The organism is Flavobacterium sp., assembly GCF_004295795.1.
Classification (GTDB): Bacteria; Bacteroidota; Bacteroidia; order Flavobacteriales; family Flavobacteriaceae; genus Flavobacterium.
Window position 1 is genome coordinate 1 of record NZ_SEBR01000015.1, and the last position, 25,415, is coordinate 25,415.

25 protein-coding genes are annotated in these 25,415 nt (G+C 46.6%); 11 read left to right on the forward strand and 14 right to left on the reverse strand.

Going from position 1 to position 25,415, the window contains the following annotated elements; all coding sequences use genetic code 11:
- Both EOO49_RS13055 and rpoN read left to right on the forward strand, forming a co-directional pair.
- The coding region (locus EOO49_RS13055; RefSeq protein ID WP_290846385.1) for a hypothetical protein at positions 1 to 184 on the forward strand (184 nt) is incomplete at its 5' end.
- Between the two features lie 270 nt (positions 185 to 454).
- Positions 455 to 1,912 carry an RNA polymerase factor sigma-54 gene (gene rpoN, locus EOO49_RS13060; RefSeq protein ID WP_290846387.1) on the forward strand — a complete coding sequence of 486 codons (1,458 nt, stop codon included), beginning with the start codon at positions 455 to 457 and terminating at the stop codon, positions 1,910 to 1,912.
- On the opposite strand, the gene EOO49_RS13065 is transcribed toward rpoN, so the two are convergent.
- Positions 1,909 to 2,634, reverse strand: coding sequence for a hypothetical protein (locus EOO49_RS13065; protein WP_290846389.1), 726 nt, complete (start codon positions 2,632 to 2,634; stop codon positions 1,909 to 1,911). The genes rpoN and EOO49_RS13065 overlap by 4 nt on opposite strands.
- 109 nt (positions 2,635 to 2,743) lie before the next feature.
- Between EOO49_RS13065 and EOO49_RS13070 the strand changes: the two genes are divergently transcribed.
- Positions 2,744 to 3,349, forward strand: coding sequence for a hypothetical protein (locus tag EOO49_RS13070; protein ID WP_290846392.1), 606 nt, complete (start codon positions 2,744 to 2,746; stop codon positions 3,347 to 3,349).
- On the opposite strand, the gene EOO49_RS13075 is transcribed toward EOO49_RS13070, so the two are convergent.
- Positions 3,350 to 4,069 carry a porin family protein gene (locus EOO49_RS13075; RefSeq protein ID WP_290846393.1) on the reverse strand — a complete coding sequence of 240 codons (720 nt, stop codon included), beginning with the start codon at positions 4,067 to 4,069 and terminating at the stop codon, positions 3,350 to 3,352.
- Between the two features lie 123 nt (positions 4,070 to 4,192).
- On the opposite strand from EOO49_RS13075, the gene EOO49_RS13080 reads away from it, so the two are divergent.
- Positions 4,193 to 4,942, forward strand: a complete 750-nt coding sequence (locus tag EOO49_RS13080; RefSeq protein ID WP_290846395.1) for a phosphatase PAP2 family protein — start codon at positions 4,193 to 4,195, stop codon at positions 4,940 to 4,942.
- Positions 4,943 to 5,380: 438 nt separating this feature from the next.
- Positions 5,381 to 5,923 (forward strand): 5'(3')-deoxyribonucleotidase, encoded by a 543-nt coding sequence (locus EOO49_RS13085; RefSeq protein WP_290846397.1) that lies wholly within the window; start codon positions 5,381 to 5,383, stop codon positions 5,921 to 5,923.
- Between the two features lie 47 nt (positions 5,924 to 5,970).
- On the opposite strand, the gene EOO49_RS13090 is transcribed toward EOO49_RS13085, so the two are convergent.
- On the reverse strand, positions 5,971 to 6,390 hold the full coding sequence (locus EOO49_RS13090; RefSeq protein ID WP_290846399.1) for an OsmC family protein: 420 nt from the start codon (positions 6,388 to 6,390) through the stop codon (positions 5,971 to 5,973).
- A 142-nt stretch (positions 6,391 to 6,532) separates the two neighbouring features.
- Positions 6,533 to 7,561 carry an alpha/beta hydrolase gene (locus tag EOO49_RS13095; RefSeq protein ID WP_290846401.1) on the reverse strand — a complete coding sequence of 343 codons (1,029 nt, stop codon included), beginning with the start codon at positions 7,559 to 7,561 and terminating at the stop codon, positions 6,533 to 6,535.
- Between the two features lie 157 nt (positions 7,562 to 7,718).
- Here EOO49_RS13095 and EOO49_RS13100 point away from each other — a divergent pair, with 157 nt between their 5' ends.
- From EOO49_RS13100 to EOO49_RS13110, 3 genes are all read left to right on the forward strand, one after another.
- The gene (locus EOO49_RS13100) at positions 7,719 to 8,687 is read left to right on the forward strand and encodes a hydrogen peroxide-inducible genes activator (protein WP_290846403.1); all 969 of its coding nucleotides are present in this window, start codon (positions 7,719 to 7,721) and stop codon (positions 8,685 to 8,687) included.
- Positions 8,688 to 8,814: 127 nt separating this feature from the next.
- Positions 8,815 to 9,360, forward strand: a complete 546-nt coding sequence (locus EOO49_RS13105) for a hypothetical protein (RefSeq protein ID WP_290846404.1) — start codon at positions 8,815 to 8,817, stop codon at positions 9,358 to 9,360.
- A complete protein-coding gene (locus EOO49_RS13110; RefSeq protein ID WP_290846406.1) occupies positions 9,344 to 9,961 on the forward strand; it encodes a Crp/Fnr family transcriptional regulator in 618 nt (205 codons plus the stop codon). The genes EOO49_RS13105 and EOO49_RS13110 overlap by 17 nt, the downstream gene beginning before the upstream one ends.
- A gap of 1 nt (position 9,962) precedes the next feature.
- Here EOO49_RS13110 and EOO49_RS13115 read toward each other — a convergent pair whose 3' ends face one another.
- The 10 genes from EOO49_RS13115 to EOO49_RS13160 form a co-directional block, all read right to left on the reverse strand.
- Entirely contained in the window at positions 9,963 to 10,424 is a 462-nt protein-coding gene (locus tag EOO49_RS13115) for a GNAT family N-acetyltransferase (RefSeq protein ID WP_290846408.1), read from the reverse strand.
- 120 nt (positions 10,425 to 10,544) lie between these two features.
- Positions 10,545 to 11,573, reverse strand: coding sequence for a cytochrome d ubiquinol oxidase subunit II (locus tag EOO49_RS13120; RefSeq protein WP_290846410.1), 1,029 nt, complete (start codon positions 11,571 to 11,573; stop codon positions 10,545 to 10,547).
- A gap of 1 nt (position 11,574) precedes the next feature.
- Entirely contained in the window at positions 11,575 to 12,876 is a 1,302-nt protein-coding gene (locus EOO49_RS13125) for a cytochrome ubiquinol oxidase subunit I (protein WP_290846412.1), read from the reverse strand.
- 326 nt (positions 12,877 to 13,202) lie between these two features.
- Positions 13,203 to 14,108 (reverse strand): helix-turn-helix transcriptional regulator, encoded by a 906-nt coding sequence (locus tag EOO49_RS13130; RefSeq protein ID WP_290846414.1) that lies wholly within the window; start codon positions 14,106 to 14,108, stop codon positions 13,203 to 13,205.
- A 44-nt stretch (positions 14,109 to 14,152) separates the two neighbouring features.
- Complete coding sequence (locus tag EOO49_RS13135) at positions 14,153 to 14,497, reverse strand: hypothetical protein (protein WP_290846416.1); 345 nt, start codon at positions 14,495 to 14,497, stop codon at positions 14,153 to 14,155.
- Complete coding sequence (locus EOO49_RS13140) at positions 14,494 to 15,288, reverse strand: SDR family NAD(P)-dependent oxidoreductase (RefSeq protein WP_290846418.1); 795 nt, start codon at positions 15,286 to 15,288, stop codon at positions 14,494 to 14,496. Before EOO49_RS13140 ends, EOO49_RS13135 begins: the two co-directional genes overlap by 4 nt.
- Positions 15,289 to 15,438: 150 nt before the next feature.
- The gene (locus tag EOO49_RS13145; protein ID WP_290846420.1) at positions 15,439 to 17,145 is read right to left on the reverse strand and encodes a sodium/solute symporter; all 1,707 of its coding nucleotides are present in this window, start codon (positions 17,143 to 17,145) and stop codon (positions 15,439 to 15,441) included.
- Between the two features lie 191 nt (positions 17,146 to 17,336).
- Positions 17,337 to 18,827, reverse strand: a complete 1,491-nt coding sequence (gene araA, locus EOO49_RS13150) for an L-arabinose isomerase (protein WP_290846422.1) — start codon at positions 18,825 to 18,827, stop codon at positions 17,337 to 17,339.
- A gap of 26 nt (positions 18,828 to 18,853) precedes the next feature.
- Positions 18,854 to 19,552, reverse strand: a complete 699-nt coding sequence (locus EOO49_RS13155) for an L-ribulose-5-phosphate 4-epimerase (protein WP_290846424.1) — start codon at positions 19,550 to 19,552, stop codon at positions 18,854 to 18,856.
- Positions 19,549 to 21,249, reverse strand: coding sequence for a ribulokinase (locus EOO49_RS13160; RefSeq protein WP_290846426.1), 1,701 nt, complete (start codon positions 21,247 to 21,249; stop codon positions 19,549 to 19,551). The genes EOO49_RS13155 and EOO49_RS13160 overlap by 4 nt, the downstream gene beginning before the upstream one ends.
- A gap of 204 nt (positions 21,250 to 21,453) precedes the next feature.
- Here EOO49_RS13160 and EOO49_RS13165 point away from each other — a divergent pair, with 204 nt between their 5' ends.
- The 3 genes from EOO49_RS13165 (at position 21,454) to EOO49_RS13175 (ending at position 25,363) form a co-directional block, all read left to right on the forward strand.
- A complete protein-coding gene (locus EOO49_RS13165) occupies positions 21,454 to 22,584 on the forward strand; it encodes an MFS transporter (protein ID WP_290846428.1) in 1,131 nt (376 codons plus the stop codon).
- Between the two features lie 17 nt (positions 22,585 to 22,601).
- Positions 22,602 to 24,524, forward strand: coding sequence for a glycoside hydrolase family 97 protein (locus tag EOO49_RS13170; RefSeq protein ID WP_290846430.1), 1,923 nt, complete (start codon positions 22,602 to 22,604; stop codon positions 24,522 to 24,524).
- A 158-nt stretch (positions 24,525 to 24,682) separates the two neighbouring features.
- Positions 24,683 to 25,363 (forward strand): mutarotase, encoded by a 681-nt coding sequence (locus tag EOO49_RS13175; protein ID WP_290846432.1) that lies wholly within the window; start codon positions 24,683 to 24,685, stop codon positions 25,361 to 25,363.
- Positions 25,364 to 25,415: the final 52 nt, after the last annotated feature.

The window sequence follows — 25,415 nt, forward strand, 5'->3', positions numbered from 1 at the left end:
TGTCAGGTCGCGTTTTTGGTTCAGCCGCAAGGCCTTTTTGCTACTTTTGCGGCCAGGCAAAAGTAGTCCCGCGGAAGGCGACGAACTACAACATCCGGCAGCGAAGCTGCCGCAAACACAAAATGAGCGAAGCTCATTTATATCAGGAATAGTGAGAAAAACTTTCCGGTTTCATTTAAAATAGTAAAGAAAAAAGATTTTGCGGCTAAAAGAAATAGCCCGGATCACGGCAACTAGCCTTTCGCAGAAAAAACCAAATTTTTCTTAGGTTGAAACAGCGACCGAAGGAAGCTCGTTGCAACCTCTAGAAAAACCGGTTTTTTAAAGAAAGTTAGTGCCAGGTTAGCCGGAAAAAGCTCCAAAAAAAGAAAAAAGAATCCCTTTAACAAAAAGCTAAACCAAACGGCAGTTTGTAGATAATGCGTAAATTTGACTACCATCAACAAAAGACAAAATGCTGAAGCAATCGTTAAATCTCAAACTCCAACAAAAGCTCTCGCCACAGCAAATCCAGCTCATGAAGCTGATTCAGTTGCCAACTCAGGCTTTTGAACAGCGCTTGAAGGAAGAAATGAACGAAAATCCGGCGCTCGAGGGCGGACAGGACGAGGATGAATACGAAAAAGACGATTACGAAACCGATGAATATGACGATTATGACGACAGCGAATCAATTGACGCTGAAGACATTAACATAGACGAATATTTATCGGATGACGATACGCCGGACTATAAGTTGTCGGCGAACAATTATTCAGATGAGGAACAACGCGAGTCGCCTTTGGCCGCGTCGGTGAGTTTTCATCAGGATCTGATCAACCAACTGAATACTTTTATCCTTGGCGATGAGGAGCGCGAAATTGCTGAATTCCTAATCGGAAGCATTGACGAAGCCGGATACATTCGCCGTTCGATTCCCGATATCGTCGACGACATGGCCTTTACACAAGGCATTTATACCGATGAGAAAACGGTGGAGCGCGTGTTGCATATCGTGCACGAACTTGAACCGTCGGGTGTTGGTGCGAGAGATTTGCAGGAATGCCTTTTGTTGCAGCTGAAGCACAAAACGCCAACGGAATCGGTCGAATTGGCAACACAAATCATTGACGATCAGTTCGATGCGTTTACCAAAAAACACTACGATAAATTGCGCGCCAAGTTCAGCGCATCTCAGGAACAGCTCAAAAAGGCGATTGACGAAATCGAGAAATTGAATCCGAAACCGGGCGGCTCTTTTGCGAGTGGAACGCGTTTGATCGAGCACATTGTCCCTGATTTTGCGATCCGCGTGGTTGATGGCGAACTCGAATTGACCTTGAACGGACGCAATGCGCCGACGCTTCATGTGTCAAAAGATTATCAGGAAATGTTGCAGACTTACAAGGATTCGCGCGAAAAATCGCAACAGCAAAAAGATGCTGTGACGTTTATCAAATCGAAGCTCGATTCGGCGAAATGGTTTATCGATGCGATCCGTCAACGCCAGGAAACGCTGTTCGTGACGATGAATTCGATAATGCATTATCAGGAAGAGTTTTTCCTGACGGGCGACGAAACCAAGTTGCGTCCGATGATCCTGAAAGATATTGCCGATACCGTCGGACTCGATATTTCCACAGTTTCCCGCGTTGCGAATTCCAAATATGTCGACACGCCTTACGGCACGAAACTTATCAAGGAATTTTTCTCTGAAGCGATGATGAACGATCAAGGCGAGGAAGTTTCGACGCTCGAAATCAAGAAAATCCTGCAGGATGTGATCGCCGATGAAGACAAGTCAAAACCGCTTCCGGACGATCAGTTGGCCGATATCCTGAAAGAACGCGGTTATCCGATCGCGCGTCGGACGATTGCCAAATACCGTGAGCAACTCGATATTCCGGTGGCTCGGATGCGCAAGAAAATCTAATACTCGTAAGTAAGTTCGATGTTGTTGCTTCCGGCAGGAACCGAAATCGGATACTCATCTAAAGTAACTACGCCATTTTTTCGTTTGGTGATCAGCACCGTATTTTCGGCGCCTTGAGACACGATCACGTCTGTGTAAAACTGATTTTGTTGTGTGTTTGGTTCATCCCTGGCCAACGTTTTTTGCTGGAAAATTCCCGGAGAAATCTCGTATCCGGAATCGAAACGCGTCTGAACTTCGAAATAATCGCCGGCAAGTAATGGTACGAAATTGTTCAGACGCACTTTTATGATAGCCTTTTTTGGGATGTAAAAATTGAGGTTCAACGTCGTGTCACGTGTTCCGATTGACGGAAAAATACCCTCGTCGTAACCCAACTCGCCAATCTTGATGTAAAGGTCATCTGACAGATGCGAATCTTCTATATTGAGTCGAAAAATCCCCGATTGCGCGCCGAGCTCATCATCCTGAATATAAAAATCTTTCTGAAAATCGCCCTGTGAATCGCTTTTGACGTTGACGATGCGTCGCGTTTGGGCGCCCGGATTGAGTGAGCGTCGGTAATCTAATTTCACACGCACATTGGCCAAGGGTTCGTCTCCCATCGTCCTGAATCGACCTTGGATCGTAGTGCAATTCGAGTTGCAGGTTTCTTGAGTGTCGTCGTCTTTGCACGAGATAAACAAAAGTGAAATCAGCGAAAATAGGATCAACTTTTTCATAGCTTTAACTATTGGTTGTTTTGGAAAGATTCAAAAAAAATCGATCGGTTGCGCCGGAGTACAATTTTTTCTGGCAAACTTCGCTTGTATATTTGTGCAAATTCTCGCCTTGAAAAAAGTCCTGCCGTTTTTCTCCTATTTGTTGCATCCGATTTTTGTTTCGGTCTATGCGACATTGTTCTATTTCCTGATTGACCTCAACGCCTATAACGCGACACAAAAGTGGTTGATCTTGCTTCAGATTGCCATCATCACTTTTTTTATTCCGATATGTATTTTCTTACTTCTCAGGTCGTTGGGAAAGATTGATTCGGTGATGTTGGCAGAATTGTCGCAGCGGAAAATCCCGCTTTTTTTGCAATGCATTTTATTTTACATCCTGATTTCCAAAAGCATAACGATTGACGCGATTCCGGAGTTGTTTTTCTTTTTCGGAGGCGCGATGATCAGTTCGTTTTTTGCTTTGGTGCTGGTTTTTCTGCGGATAAAAGCCAGTCTGCACATGCTCGGAATGAGTTCTTTGACGGCTTTCGTGATCGGACTGAGTTTTCACAACCAAACGAATATTTTGTTGCTGGTCGTCGGGTTGGTCGCGCTCAACGGAATCGTTGCCAGTTCGCGTTTGGAAATGAAAGCGCATACCGCGAGCGAACTCGCCATTGGTTTTTTCTGCGGACTCATTCCGCAAATCGCACTTTATTATTGCTGGGTTTAATTACAGAATATAAAAAATCAGGCCAACGTTCAACGAACTCATGTCGATTCTGTTGCCGTTTATCGAACCGTTCTTGAAAATCGGGTTCAGGCCGTATTGGAAATAAGCGTTCCACGTGTTGTAACCGCCTGAAAGATAGACGCTGTAACGCATTTTGTTCAGGTCGTCGTTGTTGATTACGAGCGTTTTTCCGCCGTCGCCCACGAATTTCGATCGGCTGTTGAACAGATAACTGAACTTGACACCGAGGTAAACTCTCCAGAATTTGTGGCTTTCTATCGTCGAATTTCTCCATCTGAACTCGATTGGAATGTCGATGTAATTGAGTGAGAGCTTGTTTTTTTCGTAATAAGTTGTGTCCGAAATGATCTCGTATTGCGGAATTTGTCCGTCTCCGTTGACTATCAGGTTGTAATTGAAGTTGTGCAAGGCGTATCCGAAACCTGGCGCTATGGCTAAAGTTCGGTCGTCATTTATCGGGAAATCCCTCAAAAATCCTATCGTGAATCCGGCTGAAAATTTGTTTTGGCTGATGTCTTTGGGCACGCCCGACAAAATGTTGTACGTGAAACTGACGTAAAACTGGTCTTCGCGATAGAGCGAATCGCGGTCGGTGTAACCTGGAATTTCTGGCATCGGCTTGATGACCATCGTGGAATCGGTTTGGGCGAGAACGCCAAAAGTCATCAGCAAAAAGAAAACGGACGCGAAGAATCTCATAAGCAGAATTATCGGTTTAAAAATACAAAAAATCGCGGCGAGGCCTTGCCTTAAGATTGACTTAAACGAACAAAGTCGCTCCAATATCCTAATTGGGCAGCCGTTTTTTTGAAAAAGACCGAAATGAAACATTTGTTGTTGCTTTGCCTTTCGCTCGGCGCGACCAAGGCTTTCCCACAAACTGCCGATTCGCTTGTATTGGCGAAAGATTCCTCGAAGTTCAATTACAAGGCGCTTGTGATTCCGGCGGCGCTCGTCGGTTATGGCGTCCTCGGGCTCGAGAGCGACCAACTCAAAGGTTTCAATACTCAGATTCGCGAGGAAGTCACCGAAGACATCGACCAAAAAATCACGATCGACGATTTTTCGCAGTACTCGCCTTTCGCATCGGTTTATGCGTTGAATGCTTTGGGCGTCAAAGGAAAACACGATTTCAAGGACCGCACGATTTTGCTCGCAACTTCATATATAATGATGAGTTCTACGGTAATCGCGCTCAAATCGATCACCAAGGAAGAACGTCCCGACGGCAGTTCAAAAAATTCATTTCCATCAGGGCACACGGCTACAGCGTTCATGGGCGCGGAATTTTTGTGGCAGGAATATAAAGACAAGTCGATTTGGTACGGCGTTGCGGGTTATGCCGTGGCCACCGGAACGGGCTTGTTCAGAATGTACAACAATCGGCATTGGCTCACTGATGTTGCGGCCGGAGCCGGAATCGGGATTTTGAGTACGAAGGCTGCTTATTGGATCAATCCCTGGCTGAAGGAACACATTTTTGGCGAAAAGGAATCGGGAAAAGTGAGTTCTGGGTTTGTGCCTTTTTACGATGGAAAACACACTGGTGCGGGTTTGGTGATTCGGTTTTGAACGCGGGACGGCATTTTAATTCTCGATTGAAAGGTTGTTGCGCGCGCGTGAGGGACACTGGCATTGTTTGAGCTCTTTTGCCTAAATTTCACTGGTTGTTTCCTCAAAAGTTGGCGGCAAAAAGCGAGTGCCTGTTGCCCGACGGCGGCCTCTGAATAGTGGCCGTAGCAGATGCAGGTTGCACGCCAGCAATACTTGGAATTACCAGTGAATGCTATAGTTAAACGATCAATGGTCGCTGTTTTGGTCTTACTTTCTTTATTGCTCGCCGCCGGCACGCCCAAATAAAAAAACAGGGTTCTATTGGGCGCTTTGGTTGCATTCTTCGGAGTCGCAGACTCCGCCACACACTGCACGGAGTTAAAAACTCCGCGCCAAAACAAAGTTAAACCCACCAAATCCTTTCGCTTCAAAATACAGCATTGATAACTTTGCAAAATGGCAACAACAAAAAAATCAATCGCGATAGACATGGACGGCGTAATCGCCGACGTCGAAACGCACCTTTTGGAAAAATACGAACTGCGAAGCGGAATCTCACTTACGAAACAACAAATTATCGGGCGAAATGACGACACGCTTTTTCCCGAAAATCTGCTAGTGGAATTCTTGAACGAACCCCACTTTTTCAGGACGGTTCCGGTTATGGACGGCGCGGTCGAAGCTTTGCGGAAATTGTCCCAAAATTTTGAAATCTACATCGTATCGGCGGCGACCGAATTTCCTTTGTCGTTTGGCGAAAAACTCGCTTGGTTGAACGAGCATTTCTCTTTCGTCACTTGGCACAACATCGTTTTTTGCGGAAAAAAGAGCATCATCAAAACCGATTATATGGTTGACGACATGTGCAAAAATCTCGATCATTGTCTTGGAAAACGGTTGCTTTTTACGGCTTTTCACAACCACGACGTCAAGCATCACCAGCGTTTCGACGATTGGGATTCAATCCTGGAGTTCTTTGAATCGGAAGTCATCGCATAAAAAAACAGGCCCGAAAGCCTGTTCCAATCATCAACTGAAACTACTTTTCAGCTCAGTGTCGCGGTTAGCGAAATCTCGGCGTTCAAGACCTTTGAAACCGGACAGATCGCTTTTGCTTTCGCGGCCAATTCCTGGAATTTGTCTTCTGCCAAGCCTGAAACCTGGGCTTGCAATTCCAGGTGGATTTTGGTGATCGTTCCGTCTTCGAAGGTCAATCTCGCTTCTGTGTCGAGGTTTTCCGGAACGTAACCTGCCTCGCTCAAAAGGAAGCTCAATTGCATGGTGTAACATCCGGAGTGTGCCGCGGCGATCAATTCTTCTGGGTTTGTGCCGATGCTTCCGTCCTCGAATCTTGTCTTGAAAGAAAGTTGTGTGTTTTCTAAAGTTTTGCTTTGGGTTGAAATGGTTCCTTTTCCTTCCATTCCTGTTCCTTTCCAATTTGCGTTTGCTTTTCTGATGAATTTCATGATTTCTGGTTTTAAATTATTAAAGTGAGTGTTTATAAGGGTTTTGGGATTTTGCTAGCCGTTTTTAAACGTTTACTGTCGTTTGTAAACGTTTACTCTCGTTTACTGTCGGCTAATTTTTGGTGGCTTGGATTCAAATTCGTTATTTGGCTTCCGATTTCAGGAAGTCTATCGCTTGTTTGATCGCGGCTCTCGGCGCTGGCGTTTCTGTAATCGGGTTGAGCATCACGAAATCGTGTATCGTTCCTATGTAACGGGTTGCGGTGACCTTGACTCCGGCGGCATTGAGCTTTTTGGCGTAAGCTTCACCTTCGTCTCTAAGGACATCGTTTTCCGCTACGATCACAAGTGCTTGTGGTAAACCTTTGAGCTGGTCGATGTCGGCGCGAAGCGGTGATGCGTAAATCGAGTTGCGGTCCTCGGATTTTGGAGCATACGTTTTCCAGAACCAATCCATTGCGTTTTTGGTCAGGAAATGTCCGTTGGCAAACTGTTGGTACGAGGCCGTGTCGAGGTTGTTGTCGGTTACCGGATAGAACAAAAGTTGGAAGTCGATTTGCGGACCTTTTCGGTCTTTGCTCATCAAGGTCACCGCGATGGCCATGTTTCCTCCTACGCTATCGCCGGCAACTCCAAGTTTAGCGGTATTCAAGCCGATGGAAGCTCCGTTTTCCTTGATCCATTTCGTGGCTGCGTACGCTTCTTCGTTCGCAATAGGGAAAAGTGCTTCAGGCGACGGCGTGTAATTCACGAAAACGACGGCGACATTCGCTCCTGAGGCGAGTTCGCGAACCAACCTTTCGTGCGTGAAGAAGTTGCCCAAAACCCATCCGCCACCGTGAAAGTACATTACGGTTGGCAGTTTGTCTTTTGCGCCTTTCGGTTTTACGATGGTCAATTTTACGGTTTTGCCGTCTTGGGTAATCGTTTTTTCGGATACGTCGGCGGGTTGTAGTTTGTAGTTTCCGGTTTGTGCGCCGATGAGGACTTTTCTCGCATCGTCGTATGAAAGTTCGTATAGTTGTTTTCCGGTTCCGTCGCCGTGCACCGCTTTTAGGAATTCGCGGGTTTTGTTTTCGACCGAATAACTTCCGGCGAGTGAAGGATCGATTTGGCTTGTGGCTAGTATTGTGCTGAACAAGGCGACTGATGTGAGAATTGCTGTTTTCATGAATATGGAATGTGTTGATTGTTAGATTTTGTTGTTGTTGTTGTTGTTCGAAATCTGATTTTCGGAATTCGACCGTTTTGATAGGACAAATGTATGGGAATACAACATCATAAATCAAATTGATAATTTTGTACCTTTATAAAATAAAATTATAACCATGACTTTGCAGCAATTGAAATATGTGGTCGCGTTAGATGAGGAACGCCATTTTGCAAGGGCGGCCGAAGCTTGCATGGTTACGCAGCCTGGACTCACAATTCAACTGAAAAATCTGGAAGAAGAGATCGGAATCAAGATTTTCGACCGAAGTAAAGTGCCTTTAACGCCAACTCTGGCCGGAGCCGAAATTATCCAAAGGGCAAAAAAGATCCTGCGCGAAGCCGACGACATCCGCGAATTCGTAATCAACCAGAAAAACACTTTGGAAGGCGAACTCAAACTTGGCGTGATTTCGACCTTATCGCCTTATCTGATTCCGCTTTTTATTCAACAAATGCGCGAATTGGCTCCCAAAATGCACTTTATAATCAAGGAAGAATCGACTTATCATTTGATGCGCGATCTGGAAAGTGGCGCGATAGACGTGGCTTTGATGGCAACTCCGACGGGAAATCCTGACCTTATCGAACACGTGGTTTTCAACGAACCTTTTGTAGCTTATCTCAACGAGAATCATCCGAAAGCCGCCGACGAATTCTACGAGCTTCAACCCACGGACAAACCGGAATTGCTGCTGCTTCAGGACGAATTCTGTTACAATGCGCAACTGCTCGACATTTGCGGAATCAAGGATACGCGAAAAATCAAGGAACAGTTTACGTACGACATCAGTTCGATCGAAACCCTCAAAAACCTCGTGCGCGCCGGACTCGGATTCGCGATCATTCCGCAACTTTCGATCGCCAACGAAAACCACACGGAACTGTTCAAACCGTTCAAGGAGCCAAAACCGATACGGGAAATAAGCTTGGTCGTTACCGACACGTTCTCGAAAAAACTGGCACTCGAAAAAATGAACGAAGCAATCTGGAATTGCCTTCCTGACAGCCTAAAAAACGATTTGTCGTTCAAAAAAATAAGGTGGAACGACTCGCCTTATTGGATCAAAAAATTAACCGGAAATTAGTGGGAGACTTTTCCGGTCACGATATTTTTCATATTGCGACTACTTATGCGAAAATTCGAAACCCAAGTTAACTTAAGTGAAAAATCGCGAAACGAGTTCCTTGCAAATTTGTACTCAAAACTACATTATGGGACTTTCATCTTTGGGCATTTTCCACACTTTGATTGGCTTTGCAGCCGTAATTGCAGGCTTGATCGCTTTCGTGAAATTCGGAAAAATCGATCTATCGCGTCTTTCGGGTAAAATTTACTTTTACGGAACACTGATTTCGGCAATCACCGCCTTAGGACTTACCAAACACGGTTTCAACCCAGGACACGTGCTGTCTTTATTGGTAATTTTGCTAGTCATTTTGGCGTTCTATCTGTTCTTGAAAAAACGCGAAAGCAGCACGGCGCGATACTGGGAAAATTTCTGTCTGTCATTCAGCTTTTTCCTTTCGATGCTGCCGACTGTCAACGAAACCTTCACGCGCGTTCCGTTGCACCATCCGATTGCGGCTTCGCCAAAAGATCCGATAATTGCCAAAACCTTGCTTGTGATTTTGGTGATGTTCATCTGCGGAAGCGTTTACCAATTCGTCAAACAGCGAAAAACAAATAGGATTTCGGCTTCACAAAAAACGCAATCGCTAACTTTGGATCAAAGCCAAACCGATGAACAAAACCGATGAACACTTCGATTCGCTGCGGCAAGTCGTGCACCAATTTTCCGGTCTTACGGACGATGAAATCGAGGTAAGCCTTCCTTTTTGGCAGAAACGCAAAATAGCGAAAGGCGATTTTTTCAACCGACAGAATATCGTGTGCAAGGACTTGGGAATCGTCGTCTCGGGCTTGTTCCGGATATTTTATTACGACGGCGATTCCGATCAGGAAAAAAACATCTTCTTCTTTTCTGAAAAACAGTTCATCGTTTCGTTTCGCAGCTTCGTTTTTCAATATCCTTGTGCGTATTATATCGAGGCGCTCGAAGATTCGGAGATTCTTTTTCTGACTTATTCCGATCTTCACCAACTGTACGAATCGCACAAATCCTGGGAAAAATTCGGCCGAATTCTCGCGGAACATTTCTTCAACCAATCGCAAGGCAGAACAGAAGAATTTCTTTTCCTGACGCACGAACAACGCTATCTGAATCTGCTTAAACAGCACCCCAATATTGCGCAGCGCGTGCCGTCTTTTCACCTTGCATCGTTTCTCGGAATCAAAAACCAATCGTTGAGTCGCATCAAAAAACGTATTGCCGAAAAGACAGACGGTCAGCCGAGATAAATCAATTTGGACTTGTATTGAATTCGTAGATTTCCAAAAATCTGCCCGGAATTTTGCTTTCGAACCGCGATTTTGCGATGCCGTTCATCTTGTCGTAAAAACCTTTGGCGTGAGGTTCGGCGATCAACTGGAAAACCGGTTTCCCCAATTGCTGGATCGTCTTTCGGATTTGTGCGAAAACAGATGAACCATACCCTTTTCGCTGATTTTCGGGCGTTAGCCACAAATGATCGACCTCTGGAATTTCGCCGTCGATGATCGAATAAAAGCCGATAAGTTGGCTTTGGTCGTAAATTTTGTAGACGTGATTTTGAGAAATGTAGTCCGATGTCAATGTCAGGTCGTCATTCCACAATAGCATCCGGTCGATCGGATAACCCCAATTTTGTTTGGAATGCTTGGCGATTTTGGACAGCATTTCGCAGTCTTCGGAATCGGCTTTTATGTATGTGAGGTGTGACATGAGTTTTAACAAAAAGTACAGATTTTCTGTAATTCAATTCAATTTTTTGGCGCTACCTTGCCAGACCTAACAAATCTTAGAGATTTGTTAGGTCTAGAAAAATGCGGGCTAACGGAGTTTTTACTGCTTTTCTTTTTCCAAGATCTTCAACCGATGAAAAGATGCGAGCAAGTGCAGAAATCCCGGAATGATCAAGATTCCGCCGATGATTAGAGACCAACCCAAAACGTTCATTACGCTTTCGGGCGCAAGACTTTCCATAAAATCCAATTTGCCTGAAGTCGTTCCGATAACATTCGGAAAATGAGTGATCGCCGCCGCAAACAACACCAGGGCAATCTGCAAAGCTCCGAAAAAACGACATCTTTTGACGCGTCCGAGTCGGATTGCACGAAACAACGGGTAAAGCAAAATCGACGACAATCCGACAGCCGCGACCGCATACGGATTCTTCACGAAATCGACCACGAATTCGCGTCCTTCGACAAAACCCGTAACCAACACCAAGAATCCGACGATTACAACAGCGATAATCGCGGCCGTCGCTTTCCTGATGTACATTTTACGCTCTTCGTCAGCGACTTCGCCAATTAGGAAAACCGCGGCCAAAAACGAACACAGAGTCGCGTAAAAACATCCGATCAGAACCGGGAAAACCTGAAACCACGGATGAATGTAGGCCTCGTAAAATCCGAGATTGGGAGTGTTTTCCAACAGCGAGATATCGCCTGCGACCAACGCTCCAAAAGTCATTCCGAGAAAAATCGGCGTTATCAGACACGAAATCCGAAAAAGCCTGTCGTATAATTTTTGGGAATCGCCTTTGATCGCGTCGTAATGCCGGAATATAAAAGCCGCACCACGCAAGGTAATCCCAAGCAAGACGAGCGTCAACGGAATGTGCAAATAAACGACCACGATGTTGTAAGTCGCAGGAAATCCGATCCACAAAATCACGATCATGATGATGATCCAGATGTGGTTGGCTTCCCAAACCGGGCCCATGACTTCGTAAACGGTTTTCTTGATCGGCTTTTGGTTGTCTTTCGAAGAGAACAATTCGATGATTCCGGCTCCGAAATCGGCGCCACCGAGCAATACGTACAAGAAAAATGATACGACCAAAAAGACTAAAACGACATATAGCATATCACACGATTTTTCGGTTGAGAACTTTGATCTGTCTGCGCATCAGCCAAATCACGGTCAAAGTCAAAATGGTGTACAAAAGCACGTAAAACCAGAAACTCACGACCATTCCGGGCATCGGCGTAACCGCATCTTTGGTTCGCATAATATGGTAGATGATCCAGGGTTGGCGACCGACTTCCGTGACAACCCAACCTGCTTCGAGCGCGATATAACCCGTCGGCGCGAGAACCGCGAACAGCAGCCAGAATTTTGAATTTTGCCACCACTTTCGCCTTCTGACGCTTACGAAATACAAAACCGCAGCCAACGCCATGATTCCGCCCATGGAAACCATGATCTGGAAAGCGTAATGCGGTATCGCGACCGGAGGAATCTGGTCTTGCGGAAAATCGTTCAAGCCTTTGACTTCGGCATCAAAATCGCCGAAAGCCAGAAACGACAAAGCTTTCGGAATCTCGATCTTATGAGAAACAGTCTTGTTCTTCTCGTCTACGATTCCGCCTATAAATAATGGGACGCCTTTTCCGGTTTCGTAATGCGCTTCCATTGCCGCGAGCTTTATCGGCTGGCGTTCGGCAACATCTTTGGCAGAAATATCGCCCGAGATTGGCTGAAGTAGCGCCGCGATTCCACCGAAAATAATGGCGATGTGAAACGCTTTGGCGTGCAATTCCGGATTGCGTTTTTTGTAAACCTGCCACGCGTGGATTCCCGCGACGGCAAAACCTGTCGAGGCGAACGCGGCCAAAGTCATGTGCAAAGCCTGTGAAAACCAAGCCCGATTGAGAAAAGCCGCGACAGGATCGATGTTGAGGAATTTGCCATCGACATAATCAAATCCCGACGGAGCGTTCATCCAACCGTTTGCCGAAACCACCAAAATTCCCGATGCGACGCCCGAAACGCCAATGATCACGCCCGTTATCCAATGAAATTGCTCGCTGATTTTGTCCCATCCGTAAAGGTAAAACCCGATTGCAAGCGCTTCGACGAAAAACGCCGCGCCTTCGAGCGAAAACGGCATTCCGATTATCGGGCCGGCGTGTTTCATGAATTCGGGCCACAAAAGTCCGAGTTCGAACGAAAGTGCCGTTCCCGAAACCGCTCCGGTGACGAAGAAAATCGCGACGCCTTTTTGCCAGGCTTTTGTCAGTTTGAGATAAATCGGGTCACGGGTTTTGAGCCATTTGTAGTGCGAAACGACCATGAAAAAAGGCATGACCATCCCGATACAGGCAAAAACAATGTGGAACATCAAGGTGAAAGCCATCTGGAGCCTTGCGGCGTCGAGGTTGTCCATGGCGAAGATTTTTTGTGCCTTAAAGTTACGACACGAAAATTTTTGAAGCGGTGTATTTCTTGGTTTTTTTAGTGGTTTGGCGCAGGGTTTTTCGACGATTATTGCCGTTGCGGTTAGTGTTTTTAGCTTGGCTTGCAATTCACGGCGCTTGCTGCTGTAATGACGTGTGTTTTAATGGAAAATTCAAATCTGAAAAAAAACACCCTGTCACTGTTTAAAACGGTGACAGGGTTTATAACCCTGACAGGGTTAGAAAAGTAAGGAAGTACGACCAAAAGTGATTACAGAAAATCTGTAAAAATCGTTAAAGTTTAATAAAATAATTCTCAATTAAAAGACTGCCGAAATTCCAAAGGCGACTGATTTGTCTTGTTCCTAAAAACCTTGCTGAACGATTGCGAATGCTCGAACCCGAGCCCGAACGCGATTTCGCCGACAGACAAATTGGTCGTCGAAAGTCTTTCTTTCGCTTTCTCGATCAACTTTTCGTGTATGAGTTGCTGAGCGGTCTGTCCGGTCAATTGTTTCAAAAGACTACTTAGGTATTTGGTCGAAATGTTGAGTTTATCCGACAGATATTTCACTGTTGGAAGTCCGCTTGAAAGCAAGTCGGCATTGGCCAAATACCCTTCGAGTTCGTTCTCGAAACGCGTCAGGATTTCATGATTGGCAATCTTGCGCGTAATGAATTGGCGTTGGTAAAACCGTTGCGCGTAAGTGAAAAGCAACTCGAGTTGGGCGATGATCACGTCTTGGCTGAAGTTGTCGATGTTGGCTTTGTACTCGTTCCTGATATTTTCGGCGATGCCGTTCACGATCGATTCTTCTTTGTCGGACAAAAACAAAGCCTCATTTGCCGAATACCCAAAATACTCGTACTTCTTTATTTTCTGGGCAAGCGGCGTATTCCACAAAAAATCGGGATGAATGAAAAGCATCCAGCCTTCGAGATTGTCTGGCGAACCCGTGTCTTCGTGCCTCAAGACTTGTCCCGGCGACATAAAACCCATCAGTCCTTCGTCGAAATCGTATTTCTGTTGTCCGTAAAGCAATTTGTCGCAACCTCTTTTTAGCGAGACGACATAAAGGTCGAAAATCACGGTAGTGACATTCGTTTCGGGTTTCATTCCGGCCAAATCGACAATTCCGATAAGCGGATGAAAAGGCTTCGAAAGTCCGGCCAGCCTGTAAATTTCGGTAATGGAACCAATTCTGTAAGGTGTGTTCGCCATGAGAAGATTATTCGTTAGTCAATTTCGGATAAACCAAAAGCAAATCAAAACCGAAACGGATATTTGAGCCAGATCAGCAACAAAGGCAGCGCAAGAAACGGAATTTCGATAAGCGCCATTTTCCAATTTCCGGCACTGAGCGACAAAGCCATGATGAGCACGATGGTAATTGCGTTCAAGATATTGCTCAAGACGAACGTTTGCGGAAAAAGCAACAGCAATCCGAGGAGAATCGAAAAGGCCCCAAAATAAGGCATCGCAACGGCTGAAATCCCAAGTTCCGACATCATTTTGGCTTGCGCGGCATTCGCGGGTTGGAACGCATCCCAACCGTGTTTGAAACTCAGAAAGGCCGAAACCAGCACGAGAATTATACCTACTATTTTCATTTTGGTTGATTTTTGTCTGAAGAATGAATGGTTTCCGCTCCTATTTTTCCGGCTTGCGCGATCATGAACTTCGGTGCCAATCTACTCAAGATTCGCATCAGTTTGGCCATTCCCGGGAAAATTTCCGAATTGTCTTTCTGTAAACCTTTCAAAGCCGCGTCGACGATTTTTTCGGGCGCCATCAGCATTTTCTCGCTGAAATTGCCCACGTCCTTGAATTTGTCGTTCAATGGCGTTGACGATCCGGGCGCGACGAGTTCGATGACTTTGATGTTCGTTTTCTCAAGTTGGATGCGAAGCGACTGTGTATAAGACCGAAGTCCGGCCTTCGACGCTCCGTAAATTGGCGACAAAGCGAACGGCAACAACGCGATTCCCGAGGTCACGTTTACGATTGCCGCTTTCGGACGCGATTTGAGGTGCGGCAAAAATTGTTGCGTCATTCGGATCGGACCAATCAGGTTGATGTCGATTTCGCGTGTGATGTCAGAAAGTTCGTGCGGCTGATGTAGACTGATCTTGCGCATTTCTCCTGCGTTGTTGATGATGATGTTCAGATTCGGGAATTGGCGGATGACTTTCTCGTACAAATCCTCGATGTCGCCGAGTTTGCTCACATCACTTTGGATGAAATGCACTTCGGGAAAACTGTCTTTGGTTTCCAACAATTTCTGGGAATTTCTTCCGGTGATGATTACTGTATTTCCCAATTCGAGGAATCTTTTCGTGAATTCGAGCCCGAAACCGCTAGTTCCGCCCGTTATCAAAATCGTGTTGTTTCTTAGATCCATTTTTTCTGATGCTTTGATGGTACAAAGTTCAGCCTCAGACGCTAAACCGATGTAGCCAAAAGTCGCCGTATTGTATCCGAAAAGGAAAATCCAAAGCAAAAAAAAGCCCTCGACGAATCGAAGGCCATTTTTGTTTATGTCGGAAAAAATTTACCAGAATCTCGCATATAAAGCCACGACCAAAAGCAAAGTCACAACAATCAAAGCCATTGTCGACGGAGCGACCTTGAACATCGATTTGTCGAGCACGTAAGCTTTCGCGCTCACTTTCGGACCAGTCAGACTGATGGCGATCATGAGCACCATCGTAAAGAAAAACGCCCAACCCATACAAATGTGGAACGGAATTTCCCAAACGCCTTTTGAGCTCTTGAAGGCCGAATACAACCAAGTTTCGTGTCCGAACAATTCCGGAGCGTAGTTGTTGAACAACACCGAAAGCGCGAAACCGGCAAGGATTCCGGCGATTGCTGCCGTTCCCGTGGTGCGTTTCCAAAACATTCCGAGGAAGAAAACCGCGAAAACGCCCGGGCTGATGAAGCCTGTGTATTTTTGGATGAACGTGAATCCGCCAGCGCCGCCAATTCCCAAAGTGTCGTTCCAGGTAAGTCCGATCGAGACGATCAAAGCCGCCAGAATCGTAAGACGTCCGATGATGACGAGCTTCTTCTCGCCCGCTTCTTTGTCGATGTATTTTTTGTGGATGTCAAGCGTGTAAATCGTCGAGATACTGTTGGCTTTTCCGGCCAAAGATGCCACGATCGCCGCTGTTAGTGCCGCCAGTGAAAGTCCTTTCAATCCTGTCGGAAGGAAACCTAGAACCGCCGAATAAGCGTTGTCATAAACCAAGGTTCCGTTTGGCGCCATTTCGGCTTGAAGTCCGCCGTTTTGGTAGATTACGTAAGCCGCGATTCCCGGCAACATCACGATGATCGGCATGGCGAGTTTCATCAATCCAGCGAACAAAATTCCGGTGCGCGCCGTTTTCAGATCGGCGCCAAGTGCGCGTTGCGTGATGTATTGGTTACAACCCCAATAATTGAGGTTTACGATCCATTGTCCGGCGAAGTACATCGCGAATCCCGGTAACATCAGGTATTTGTCCACGTGATCCTGACTCGCGCCCGGTCCGGGTTTGTCGATCATCATCTTGAAGTGATCCGGAGCGGCTTCCATCATTTTGTTCCATCCGGCGATCGCATCGGAACCCAATCCGAAGTGTTCCGCGACCATCGTCAAGGCAATGTAAGTTGTTGCCAATCCGCCAATTACGAGAACAACAACCTGAATTACATCTGTAAAACCGATTACCTTCATTCCGCCAAGCGTAATCACCAAAGCGAAGAATGCCATTGCGATGATAATCAGGTGGAAAGTGCCCTCGCCTCCGCCGGCCATGCTGTTGATGGCGATTGCGCCGAGGTACAAAATCGAGGTCAGATTGACGAAAACGTAAAGGAAAAGCCAAAAAATGGCCATGATCAAACTTACGGTTTCGTTATAGCGGTTCTCGAGAAACTGCGGCATCGTGAAGATTTTGTTCTTCAGATAAACCGGAATGAACCAGACCGCGACGATGATCAACGCGACTGCGGCGACCCATTCGTAGGCGGCGACAGCGACTCCTGCGAAAAATCCGTTTCCGGACATTCCGATGAATTGCTCGGCCGAGATGTTCGATGCGATCAAAGAAGCACCGATCGCCCACCAAGTGAGTGACCCTTCGGCCAGGAAAAAGTCTTTGGAATCAGAAACCCCGTCGCCTTTTTTCTTCTTGTAAATCCAGTATCCGTAGCCCGCGACCACGAAAAAATAAACGATAAAAATGATGTAGTCGACGGTAGCGAACTTATTCATGAGCTGTAGTTTGGTTTGGTCAAAAAATGTCGGAAACCCTAGTGGTTCAAGGTTTCCGACAACTATCAATAATAACTAATCTTTCGAATTAATAATGAATAAGTAATAATTAATAATGATTTGCTTTGTGACAAGTTCAGAGCCTAATCTGACTCCACCACAATTATTCATTATTAATTATTAACTATTAATTACCTATAAGCTGCATCGTTCCAGCGAATTTCGTTGCGGAACTCGGCCAATCTCGTGTCTTTCCCGATAAGCAAGAATTCGATTCCGGCCATTTCGGCAAAATCGCGAATAATCTCGCTCGACAAGTTTTGGCTATAAGCCGTGTGGTGCGCTCCTCCGGCGTAAATCCACGCGGCACATCCGGTTTTCATGTCCGGATACGGTTTCCACAAAACCCGGGCAACCGGCAAATTGGGCAATTCGTTTTGCGGCTCGACGGCTTTCACTTCGTTGACGATCATCCGGAAGCGATTTCCCATATCGACAAGCGATGCGTTCAAAGCTTCTCCACCGGCGACGTTGAACACCAGGCGCGCAGGATCGGCTTTTCCACCGATTCCAAGCGGATGCACTTCAAGACTCGGTTTCGTACTGGCCAAAGACGCGTCGATTTCGAGCATGTGCGAACCCAAAACCAATTCGTTGTTCGGATCGAAATGGTAGGTGTAATCTTCCATGAATCCGTTTCCGCCTTCGAGTCCGGCGCCCATGACTTTGAAAGCGCGAACCAAGGCTGCGGTTTTCCAGTCGCCTTCTCCGGCGAATCCGTATCCGTCTGCAAGCAAACGCTGAACGGCGAGGCCTGGCAGTTGAAGCATTCCGTGAAGGTCTTCGAACGTGTCGGAAAATCCTTTGAAATTGCCGTCTTCGAGGAACTTTCTAAGTCCAAGTTCGATTCTGGCCGCTTCGTAAACGGATGCGTGGTCTTTTCCACCGCGGCGCAAGTTATCTGAAACGGTGTAAAGGTTTTCATATTCCCCTACCAGTTTTTCTATATCGTTTTCGGAAATCTCGGAAATAATGTGGACCAAATCGCCGATTCCGTAAGAGTTTACAGAAAATCCGAACTTCAATTCAGCTTCGACTTTATCGCCATCTGTTACGGCAACGAAACGCATGTTGTCGCCAAAACGCGCGAATTTCGCACCTTGCCAATCGTTCCAACCGGCGGCAGCACGTGTCCAATCGCCAATCTGTTGTTGCACGTCAGTCGCTTCCCAATGTCCTACGACGACTTTTCTCGATTTGCGCATCCTTGAAACCATAAACCCAAATTCACGATCGCCGTGAGCCGACTGGTTCAGGTTCATGAAATCCATATCGATCGAATTCCAAGGAATGTCGCGATTGAATTGCGTATGCAGATGCAACAGGGGTTTGTTCAGGATCGACAGTCCGCGGATCCACATTTTGGCCGGTGAAAAAGTGTGCATCCACGTGATGACGCCAATTACGTTTTCGGCAGAATTCGCCGCGAGCAAGGTTTCATAGATTTCATCGGTGGTTTTTACCGTCGGTTTGAAGACGACGCGAACCGGAATGTTGGCCGAGGAATCGAGTCCGGCGGCTATGGCTTTTGAATGTTCGGCAACTTGTTTGAGCGTTTCCTCACCATATAAATGTTGGCTTCCGGTGACGAACCAAACTTCAAAGGTCTTGAGATTTGTCATGATAATTCAGATGTAATGTTGTTGGTTTATTGGCCGTAATAAGAATCTGGCCCGTGTTTTCTTTCGAAGTGTTTTTTGATGAGCGAATCTTTGAGACGTGGCGCGCCCGGATTGATCTGTTCGGTCAAGAGCGCCATTTTCGCGACCGTTTCCAAAACTGCCGAATTGTAAACTGCTTTTTCGGGCGATTTCCCCCAAGTGAAAGGCGCGTGGTTTCCTACCAGAATCATCTCGACTTCCTCATAATTCAAACCGCGATCCTCAAAGCAGTTCATGATTTGGAAGCCGGTTTCGTATTCGTAATTGCCCTGGATGGATTTGTCGGCCATTGGCGGCGCGCAAGGAATGTCGACCGTCAAATGGTCGGCGTGCGTTGTCCCGAAGATTGGAATGTCGCGCTGCGATTGCGCCCAAGCCGTTCCGTAAACCGAATGCGTGTGCACGATTCCTCCGATTTTTGGCCAGTGTTTGTACAAGACCGCGTGTGTTTTTGTGTCAGATGAAGGACGCAGATTGCCTTCGACCGTATTTCCGTCAAAATCGACAATAACCATACTTTCGAGCGTCAGATCTTCATAAGGAACGCCCGATGGCTTGATGGCAAAAACCTGCAAATCGTGGTCTGCGGCGCTTACGTTTCCGAAAGTGAAAAGCACCAAACCGAGCTTAGGAAGTTGCATGTTCGCCTCGTAAGCCGCCTTTTTTATAGGATCGTATTTGCTCATGCAGAAACCAATTTTTGCGCTTTCGCGGATGTTTGGCCGGCGACGAATCCGCCAAGAGCTTTGTAGTTTTCGTACCGCTTTCTGTAAATCGCCGAATTGTTTTCGTTCGGATGATATTCGACATCGAAACCGCGTCCCATCGCTTCCATCGCTTCTTCGACCGTTTCGTAAATTCCGGCCGCGACCGCTGCGAACATTGCCGCTCCAAGTGCGCAAGTGTGTTTGAACTGATGGATTCTGATGGGCATTTCGAGAACGTCGGCCATCATTTGCATCACGAACGGTGACTTTTTGGCGACGCCTCCAATCCCGATGATTCCTTTTACGGGAATGCCTTCCTCGATGAACCTGTCAACGATCGCTTTTGCGCCAAAACAAGTCGATTCGGCTAGAGCGCGGAAAACTTTCGGCGCATCCGAACCCAAATTCAAGCCCGAAATCGCGCCTTTTAACAATTGGTTCGCATCTGGCGTCCGCCTGCCGTTCAGCCAGTCGATCGCAAGCTCGTTATGCGTATCGACGGGCAACAGCGCTGCCTGACGCGAAAGTTCAGGTATGATTTTATCGGCGATTTCTTCTTTCAGGGCGTCGGCGGTCTTCTTGTCGAGAATTGCCGAACTCGCCAGCAAATTGTCCAACGGCCAAAGCACGAGTTTTTTGAACCACGCATAAACGTCGCCAAATGCCGATTGTCCGGCCTCAAGTCCCGCCATTCCAGGAATTACCGAACCGTTGACCTGTCCGCAAATACCTTTGACGAGCTTTCCTTCGACGTCTTCGTTCGGGCAAACCAGAATGTCGCAAGTGGAAGTTCCCATGACTTTCGACAGATGGTAAGGTTCGATTTGTCCGCCAACTGCGCCCATGTGGGCATCGAAGGCTCCGACGCCGATTACGACATCAGTGGAAAGACCCAATTTTTGCGCCCATTCTGCAGAAAGGTTTCCGGCAGAAATATCGGACGTGAAGGTTTCGGAGAACAATTTATCGGTGATCCCGTTCAGGATCGGATCTAGCGATGAGAAAAATTCCTGTGGCGGCAAACCTTCGAATTCCTCAGCCCATAAGGCTTTGTGACCCGCGGCGCATCTGGAACGCTTGATTTTTTTGACGTCATTGCCGCCAGTCAGCAAAAACGGGATCCAATCGCAATGCTCGACCCACGAATGCAGTGCGTTCTTGACGGCTGTGTCAGCGCGAACCGTTCTGAGCAATTTGGCCCAAAACCATTCCGACGAATAAATTCCGCCTACATATTTAAGGTAATTGGTATCGAATTTTGTGGCGTGTTCGTTGATTTCGGCGGCTTCGGCAGTGGCTGTGTGGTCTTTCCAAAGCACGAACATAGCATGCGGATTTTCTGAAAAAGCGGGCAAAAGTGCCAATGGCGTGCCTTTCGCATCGACGGCAACCGGAGTTGAACCCGTCGTGTCCACAGAAATTCCTCTTATGTTTTTGGCGACTTCAGAGCCGCCGGCAAGCTGTAGACATTCCTTGATCGTCGCTTCCAGACCTTCAATATAATCGAGCGGATGCTGACGGAATTGGTTTTCGGAAGGCTTGCAATACAAACCTTGCTGCCAGCGCGGATAATTGAAAACGGATGAGGCCAATTCTGCTCCATTCGCGGCGTCGACGATTACCGAACGAACAGAGTCGGAACCGTAATCGACACCTATGACATAGTTTTTACTCATGATACTTTTCTATAAGTGTCAAAATAACACTAATATTTTCACATAAACAAATATGACGCCCAAAAATTAACAATCGTGTAATTTGCACGTAAATAATTGACATTATTATAGAAAGCGCGAAAAGTTCAGTGCAGAATTCTCAGTCGCTTGCTTGAGAAGCATTTATTAACGTGTAACAATAACACTTATTCGTATATTTGGCCGATGACTTACTCGCCACGCACCTATCGCATCACGGTTTCCACGCTATTTTTTATGGCCGGATTGTGCTTTGCGAGTTGGGCGTCGAGAATCGCGACAATCCAGGAGAAACTCGGTTTGAACGAAGCGGAATTGGGCGGCGTACTCTTGGCCTTACCCGTCGGATTGATGCTTTCGCTCCCAATTTCTGGTTGGGCGGTTTCGAAAATCGGAAGCAGGAAAGTGCTTGCTGCGTCTCTCGCTTTATATGGCACGACTTTGGTTTTCCTCGGATTGGTCGATTCGGTTTCAGTGCTGGTTTTATGTTTGGTTTTCTTCGGAATGGCGAGCAACGCCGTGAACATTTCGGTCAATACACAAGCCGTCGCAACCGAAACGCTTTACCCGAAACCGATTATGGCCTCGTTTCACGGATTGTGGAGTTTGGCCGGATTCGTCGGAGCGGGAATCGGAACTTTCATGATCGGAAACAATGTCGAAACAGTGACGCATTTTCTCATCATCGGTGGAATCGTTTTGGTCGCCGTTGGCATCTGTTGGGGATTTTTGCACGATGACACCGGAAAATCAGAGCCTGGACCGGCATTCGTGAAACCCGACAAATTCCTGATCACCTTGGGCGCAATCGCATTCTGTTCGATGATTATCGAAGGCGCGATGTTCGATTGGAGCACGATCTATTTCAAGAAAGTCGTAATGGCCGAAAAAGGCTGGATTGGCGCGGGTTACACGGCCGGAATGTGCGCGATGGCTTCCGGAAGATTCGTCGCCGACTGGTTTTCACATAAATTCGGACTCAAAACGACCTTGCAAACCAGCGGGATTTTGAGCTTTCTGGGTTGCGTGACAGTTGTCGTTTTTCCGACGCTGATTCCGGCTTTGTTAGGATTTTTGCTGATTGGCGCGGGAATTTCGTCTGTCGTGCCGATGATTTACAGCGTCGCCGGAAAATCGACAACCATGAAACCCGGACCTGCAATTGCCGCAGTTTCTACAATCAGCTTCGCTGGATTTTTGATCGGTCCGCCGATGATCGGATTTATCGGTGAACTTTTCAGCCTTAAAATATCTTTCCTCTTTCTCGCCACAATGGCAATTTGCGTGGTCTTTTTCACGACCCGCGCCAAAATCTGACCTTAAAACTTCTAAATATGAAAGCGTTTTCCCTGAGTTTTTATTTGCTGTTCACTATATCGATTTCGGCTCAAAAAAGTGCGGTCGTCAAAAGTCCGGACGGCTCGATCGCAGTTACTTTCGGACTTGACAAAGAACAGAAACCGTTTTATTCCGTGGCGAGAAGCGGCACTTTGGTGATTGGGAATTCGGCTTTGGGAATTGTCCGCAAAGACGGCGATTTCTCGAAAAAGCTGTCTGTCGTGTCGATTTCATCCGACAAGAAAATCACTGACAATTATCAGATGTACGTCGGAAAACAAAAAAACATCAGTTATGTGGCGAACCAGAAAATCCTGCATCTCAAAAACGCATCGGCACAAAAAATCGACATCGTTTTCAATGTTTCGAATGACGGATTGGCGTTTCGATACATTTTTCCGGAAACCACATCAGACGTAAAATATATTACCGAGGAAATCTCGACCTACAATTTTTCCACATCCGCGAAAGCGTGGTTGCAACCGATGTCGAAGGCGAAAACAGGTTGGGAAAAATGCCATCCGTCATACGAAGAATATTACCAAAACGGCGTTCCCGTGAACACGAAATCGAACATTGGTTACGGTTGGGTTTTTCCGGCCTTGATCAATGAAGGACAAAATTGGGTCGCGATTTCGGAAACCGCCGAACGGAATTATTGCGCTTCGCATCTCGATTACGACGACAACCGAAAGGTTTTGCGCACTGTTTTTCCGCAGCCCGAAGAGAAGTTTTCAGCAAATGCCGCACTCTATCCCGAATCGAAATTGCCTTGGGAAACGCCTTGGCGCGTGATTGCGATCGGAAATTTGGCGACCGTTACAAAATCTACTTTGGGAACAGATTTGTCCGAGAAATCGAAAATCGCGAATCCATCATTTGTAAAAAGCGGAAACGCGGCTTGGAGTTGGGCGCTTTACAAGGACGACGGCACGAATTTCGAGCTTCAGAAAAAGTTCATCGAATATGCCCAAAAAATGACTTGGCCGTACGTTTTGATCGACGCCGATTGGCATGTGAGAATCGGCATGGATCGCGTGAAAGAACTTGTCGCCTATGCGAAAGAGCGCAACGTGAAACTGATTTTGTGGTACAATTCTGCTGGCGATTGGAACACGACGCCTTATGGCCCACGAGGGAAATTCCTGACTGCCGAAGGTCGCGAATCGGAGTTCAAAATGCTTGCTGACATGGGCGTTGCGGGAACGAAAATCGATTTTTTCGGCGGTGACGGCCAATCGTTCATGGATTACTACATCGACATTTTGGAAACGGCCGCCAAATACGATATTCTCGTGAATTTCCACGGATCGACTTTGCCACGAGGTTTACAGAAAACGTATCCGAATTTTATGACTTCGGAAGCTATCAAAGGCTTTGAATTCGTGACTTTTACGCAAGAAGGCGCCGACGCTCAACCGCAACATTGCGCGACGATTCCTTTCACCAGAAACCTGTTCGATTCTATGGATTTTACGCCTATGTGTCTCGACAAAATTCCTGGAAACGTGAAGCGCGTGACGACTTCGGGCTTCGAATTGGCGCTTCCGACTTTGTTCGTTTCAGGCATCCAACACTTAGTAGAAACGCCGGACGCCATGGCGAAAATGCCCGAATTTGTTCAGGAATATTGCAAGGATTTGCCGACACTTTGGGACGAGACGCGTTTGGTTGCGGGCTTTCCAGGAAAAGATGTTGTGATGGCCAGACGACGCGGAAACGATTGGTTCGTTACCGGAATCAACGGCGAAAAATCTGAAAAGGAAATTGAGGTCGATTTGAGTTTCATTGGAAATAAATCGGGCATTTTTATTGCCGATGGTGACAGTTCTTTGTTTGAAAAAGCAGATGTGAAAGCCGGGAAAATGAAAGTGAAATTGAAGGCTTTTGGCGGATTCGTCATGAAGTTTCGCGGGTGAATCCAGATTTTTCGAAGGACGCAAAATCGTCGGGAAGCCGCATTTTTCTAAGACCTAACAAATCTCTGAGATTTGTTAGGTCTGGCAAAGTTACCTCGAAAACAGAATTTTCAATTACAGATTTTCTGTAAAAATCGTTAAAACTTTCAAAAGCAAAAATGACCGATCTGCAGTCCAGATATGATGAAATGTTCGAGAGCGCGATCGGGAGAATCGAGTACGGAGTGATTTCCGTGGATCGAAAAATCGCAGACGACGATAGATTCGGAATCACTGTGGTTTTGCGTCCGGACGCGCCTACCCGCGCACAGGTTTCGGCATTTTTGGCAAACTTGAAAACGATCGATCCAAAGCAATATTATTATCCGGATTCTGATTTGCATGTCACGGTTTTATCGCTGATTTCCGGTCGTTCGGGATTTGAGCTTTCGGAAATCAACCTTTCCGAGTACGTGAAAATCGTCAGGAAAAGCCTTGAAAACGTTTCGGCATTCGAGATGGAGCTGAAAGGCGTGACTGCATCCGCGGAAGCAATATTGATACAAGGTTTTCCGTCAGGCGGAACTTTGGAAACGATACGCGAAAACCTTCGGATGAACTTCAAAAAATCTGAGTTATTCCAGACGATTGACGCGAGATATAAGATTTTCACGGCACACATCACCGCGGCGAGATTTGCTTCCGAACTTCAAAATTCTTCGGAATTTGCTCGTGTGGTTTCGTCTTATCGCGAACAGCACTTTGGAAAGTTTAAGGTCGAACGGATCGAATTGGTCTGTAACGATTGGTATCAGAAAGCCCAAAAAACGACTTCAATTGCAGATTTCCTTTTGGGTTAAACGGATATTCGCCAAATCCTCTCTTACCACATCATCTCCACATCATACAGAG